At 72.7% G+C, this 4,824-nt stretch carries 4 protein-coding genes and 1 pseudogene; 1 reads left to right on the top strand and 4 read right to left on the bottom strand.

Annotated elements, in window-relative coordinates; all coding sequences use genetic code 11:
- The 4 genes and pseudogenes from AB8A24_RS42940 to rsmI all read right to left on the bottom strand — a co-directional run.
- Positions 1–286, bottom strand: a pseudogene (locus tag AB8A24_RS42940) (hypothetical protein); the annotation flags it as partial.
- A gap of 115 nt (positions 287–401) precedes the next feature.
- A complete protein-coding gene (locus AB8A24_RS42935) occupies positions 402–1,292 on the bottom strand; it encodes a TatD family hydrolase (protein WP_328963061.1) in 891 nt (296 codons plus the stop codon).
- Positions 1,293–1,302: 10 nt separating this feature from the next.
- Entirely contained in the window at positions 1,303–1,692 is a 390-nt protein-coding gene (locus AB8A24_RS42930) for a hypothetical protein (protein WP_266392971.1), read from the bottom strand.
- Positions 1,693–1,957: 265 nt separating this feature from the next.
- Positions 1,958–2,815 carry a 16S rRNA (cytidine(1402)-2'-O)-methyltransferase gene (rsmI, locus tag AB8A24_RS42925; RefSeq protein WP_266392974.1) on the bottom strand — a complete coding sequence of 286 codons (858 nt, stop codon included), beginning with the start codon at positions 2,813–2,815 and terminating at the stop codon, positions 1,958–1,960.
- 196 nt (positions 2,816–3,011) lie between these two features.
- On the opposite strand from rsmI, the gene AB8A24_RS42920 reads away from it, so the two are divergent.
- The coding region (locus AB8A24_RS42920) for a dolichyl-phosphate-mannose--protein mannosyltransferase (protein WP_369479220.1) at positions 3,012–4,824 on the top strand (1,813 nt) is incomplete at its 3' end.

Here is a 4,824-nt window from a genome sequence, read left to right as displayed (position 1 = left end):
GGCGGCCCGAACCGGGTGCCACGGGCGCGGCCAGGGTGTCGGCCTCGGCCAGCTCGATCGGCGACATCCCGGGCCGGCGACGGCGCCCGCCGCGCGGGGCCGGGACCTCCGGGGCCGGGAGCGCCGGTTCCGGGAGCGCCGGTTCCGGGTCCCACGCGGCGGGCCCGGGATCACCCGTACCGGCCGGCCGGACCGAGGACCGGGCCAAGGATGGGGCCAAGGGCTGGGCCTCGTACGCCTCGGGGAGGGGACCGCCGCGGCGGTGACTGCCCTGCGTATCGCTCACGACGCTCGCTCCACTGGTGATCCGGCACCCGCTGGTGCGGGCACGGCACCCTAGCGGAGGAATCGTCACGCTCCAAAGCGGAGCGACTACCCAGCGTGTCGGAGCGGGTGGAGGATCAGTAGGCGAAGGCGCGGGCCGTGTTGGCCGCCAGCGCCGTGGCCATCGCGTCCTCGTCGATACCGCGGACCGCGGCCATCGCCCGGACCGTCAGCGGAATGAGGTACGGCGCGTTGGGCCGTCCTCGGTACGGCGCCGGGGTGAGGTAGGGCGCGTCCGTCTCGACGAGCACCAGCTCCGGCGGGGCCACGGCGAGGGCCTCGCGCAGCGGCTGGGCGTTCTTGAAGGTGACGGTCCCGGCGAAGGACATGTAGTACCCGGCGGCGGCGCACTCGCGGGCCATGTCGGCGTCCCCGGAGTAACAGTGGAAGATCGTCCGCTCGGGGGCGCCCTCCTCGCGCAGGACGCGCAGCACGTCCGCGTGGGCGTCCCGGTCGTGGATCACCAGGGCCTTGCCCTGTCGCTTGGCGATCTCGATGTGCGCGCGGAAGGAACGCTCCTGCGCGGCCATGCCCTCGGGCCCGGTGCGGAAGTAATCCAGGCCGGTCTCGCCGACCGCCTTCACGTGGTCCAGCGCGGCCAGCGCCTCGATCTCGGCCAACGCCTCGTCCAGCGCGGCCTCGCCGCCCCCGGACCGGGCGCCCTGCCGCGACCAGCCGTCCGGATCGCCGTGCACGATCCGCGGGGCTTCGTTCGGGTGGAGGGCGACGGCCGCGTGGACGTTCGCGTACGCGGCCGCGGTCTCGGCGGCCCACCGGGAGCCCTTCACGTCGCAGCCCACCTGGACGACGGTGGTCACGCCCACCGAGGCGGCCTTCGCGAGGCCCTCCTCGACGGTCCCCGACTGCATGTCGAGGTGCGTGTGCGAGTCCGCGACCGCCACCCGAAGGGGTTCGGGCAGCGGCGGCGGTGCGTCCTTGGACTGCGTCTTCTCCACGCGTGTGCTCATACGGCCGATCTTATGACCGGCGGAAGAGCCCCTTCAGACGGGAGAGCAGGCCCCGGCGCTCCCCGGTCGGGTCGACGGCCACCGGCCCCGGCGAGGCGTGCGACCGGGCGGACCTGCGCGGCTTCGGCTGCCGGGGGACGTTCGCCCCGGCCGGCACGGGTCCGGCGATCCCGGGAGCGATCTGGTGGTGGTAGATGTGGTCGATCATCCCCATCACCGAGGAGACCTGCCCGGCCCGCATGATCCGAACGATGTGTCCGCCGCAGTTCAGGCACGTCGGGTTGGACAGGGGGGAGGGCACCCGCTCGCCGTCGACCTTGTACATGATGAACGGCTCGCCCTTGCCGTCGACGTGGTGCTCGATCGCGTACGCCTGCTCCCAGCCGTACCCGCACCTCATGCACGCGAAGGAGTAGGCCTCGTGCACGGTGTGCACATCGGAAGCGGTCACAGCGACAGGGACTGCGGCGGGGACGGGTACCGGGGTGTCTGCGATCTCACTCATGCCAGCTCCTCTTGTTCCACTGGTGCCATTGCCAGTGGACGCCTCGACGGGCGGGAGCGCATCAGGCCCTGTCTACTGTTGGACGGCCCTTGGTCGACTCATTCCGAAAGTGCCCGGTACGCGGTCTGAGCTTTGCTTTTCAGGCTAGCCCTTTACCTGCCTACGGCATCTTTCGTGCCGCGTTCTTTGCCGCGACCACCGCGTCGAACACCTCGCGCTTGGGTACGCCGACCTCGGCCGCGACCGCCGCGATGGCCTCCTTGCGCCGCTCACCCGCCTCCTCGCGCACCCGCACCCTGCGCACCAGCTCCTCGTCGTCCACATCACCGGGCACCGCGGCCGGGGCACCCTCGACCACGACGGTGATCTCCCCGCGCACGCCCTCGGCGGCCCAGGCCGCGAGCTCGCCGAGCCCGCCGCGCTTGACCTCCTCGTAGGTCTTCGTCAGCTCGCGGCAGACCGCGGCCCGACGGTCGGCTCCGAAGACCTCGGCCATCGCGGCCAGGGTGTCGTCGAGCCGGTGCGGGGCCTCGAAGTAGACGAGCGTGCGCCGCTCGCCCTCGACCTCGCGCAGTCGGCTCAGGCGCTCCCCCGCCTTGCGCGGCAGGAACCCCTCGAAGCAGAACCGGTCCACCGGCAGCCCTGACATGGCGAGCGCGGTGAGCACCGCGGACGGCCCGGGGACGGCGGTGACCTTGATGTCCTTCTCCACGGCGGCGGCGACCAGCCGGTAGCCGGGGTCGGAGACCGAGGGCATGCCCGCGTCGGTCACCAGCAGGACGCGCGCGCCGCCGGCCAGGGCCTCGACCAGTTCCGGGGTGCGCGCCGACTCGTTGCCCTCGAAGTACGACAGGACGCGCCCGGTGGTGTGCACGCCGAGCCCCTGGGTCAGCCGGCGCAGCCGCCGGGTGTCCTCGGCGGCGATCACATCGGCCCGCTCCAGCTCGGTCGCCAGTCGCGGCGGGGCGTCCGCGAGATCGCCGATGGGGGTGCCGGCGAGCACGAGCGTGCCCATCAGGCCCTCGGCCGTGGCGGCGGTGGTGGTGGGCTCGGTACCGCGGGGCTGGTCAGTCGTCACCCGCCCATCCTCTCAGCCCCGTGCCCCGCCGCCCCACGCCACTGGTGGCGCACACAGATCTCTTCCCTACGATGTGCCGGTGACCAGTACCGCGACGCCACCGCCCAGCCCCGCGGGGGCTCCGCCCGCCTCACCGGTGGGACGCGAGGACGAGCCGCCCACCTGGCTGCGCCGACTGCGCGGCTTCGGCTACGTGCCGCCCGCCGCCGCTTCCGCGCGCGCGGACGTCCGCACCCGTCTGGTGCCCCCGTACGCCAGGCCGTCGAAGCAGCTGTGGATGACCTTCGGCCTGCCGGCGCAGGTGTGGGGGACCTGGCAGCTGATCGTCTCGTGGGTGGGGCCGCTGCTCGTGGCGCTGGTCGCAGGGGTGCTGCGGTTCGTGCACCTGGGCAGCCCCAAGGCGGTGATATTCGACGAGACGTACTACGCCAAGGACGCCTGGGCCACGATCCGCCAGGGCTACGAGGCGAGCTGGCCCAAGGACATCGACGCCTCGATCCTCGCCAACCCGGACGGGGTCGCCCTCCCGACCGATCCGGGCTACGTCGTGCACCCGCCCGTCGGCAAATGGGTGATCGGGCTCGGCGAGTGGATGTTCGGCTTCACGCCCTTCGGCTGGCGGTTCATGACCGCCGTGCTCGGCACCCTGTCGGTGCTGATGCTGTGCCGGATCGGGCGCCGCCTCTTCCGCTCGACCTTCCTGGGCTGCCTGGCGGGTGCCCTGCTGGCGGTGGACGGCCTGCACCTGGTGATGAGCCGGACGGCGCTGCTGGACCTGGTGCTGATGTTCTTCGTGCTCGCCGCCTTCGGGGCCCTGCTCATCGACCGCGACCGGGCCAGAGCCCGGCTCGCGGACGCCTTGCCGGTGGACGAGGAGGGCCGGACCCGGCCCGACGCGAAGATCGCCGAGACGCTGCGGCTGGGCTGGCGGCCGTACCGGATCCTGGCCGGCGTCTGCCTGGGTCTGGCCGCGGGCACGAAGTGGAACGGCTTCGTCATCCTCGCCTTCTTCGGTGTCCTCACCGTGCTGTGGGACGCCGCCGCGCGCCGCACCGCGGGCGCGGGGGCCCCGTACGCCTCGATGCTGCGGCGCGACGCGCTGCCCGCCTTCGTCTCCACCGTCCCGGTCGCGATCGCCACGTACCTGGCCTCGTGGTCGGGCTGGATCCTCAGCCCGGACAACGGCAAGGGCGGCTATCTGCGCGACTGGGCGGCCAAGTACGACCAGGGCAGTGCGCTGAGCTTCCTGCCGGAGTGGCTGCGCAGCCTGTGGCACTACGAGACCGAGGTCTACAAGTTCCACGTCGGCCTGACCTCGGGGCACACCTACGAGTCCAACCCGTGGAGCTGGCTGGTCCTGGGCCGGCCCGTCTCCTACTTCTACGAGTCGCCCGAGGCCGGCACCGACGGCTGCCCGGCGACCGCGGCGGGCAAGTGCGCCCGCGAGGTCCTGGCCCTGGGCACCCCGCTGCTGTGGTGGGCGGGCTGCTTCGCGCTGCTGTACGTGCTGTGGCGGTGGTTCTTCCGCCGTGACTGGCGGGCGGGCGCGATCGCGTGCGCGCTGGGTGCGGGTCTGCTGCCCTGGTTCAACTACCAGGAGCGGACGATCTTCTACTTCTACGCGGTGGTCTTCGTCCCGTACCTCTGCCTGGCGGTGGCGATGATGATCGGCGCCCTGCTGGGCCCGGCCGGGTCGAGCGAACGCCGCCGGGCGCTGGGCGCGATCGGCGCGGGCGTCCTGGTCCTGCTGATCGCCTGGAACTTCATCTACTTCTGGCCGATCTACACGGGCCAGACCCTGCCGATGGACTCCTGGCGCGGCCGCATGTGGCGGCCGCCGAGGCGCAGCTGCGAGCGGGCGGGTTCGGCGGGGACCGCTTGGCACCCGCCGTGGAAGCGGCGGTCCTGCGGTACGCCATCGCCGCCGAACTCGGCCTTCGCGAGAAGGC

Source organism: Streptomyces sp. BF23-19 (assembly GCF_041106355.1).
In the GTDB taxonomy this organism is placed as follows: domain Bacteria; phylum Actinomycetota; class Actinomycetes; order Streptomycetales; family Streptomycetaceae; genus Streptomyces; species Streptomyces virginiae_A.
Note: the sequence above shows the minus strand (reverse complement) of the source record. Positions and strands in the feature narration are given on the sequence as shown.

Excerpts from the sequence above, each read along its gene's own strand:
- AB8A24_RS42935 (WP_328963061.1), bottom strand. The coding sequence starts at position 1,292 with ATGAGCACACGCGTGGAGAAGACGCAGTCCAAGGACGCACCGCCGCCG.
- AB8A24_RS42930 (WP_266392971.1), bottom strand. The coding sequence starts at position 1,692 with ATGAGGTGCGGGTACGGCTGGGAGCAGGCGTACGCGATCGAGCACCAC.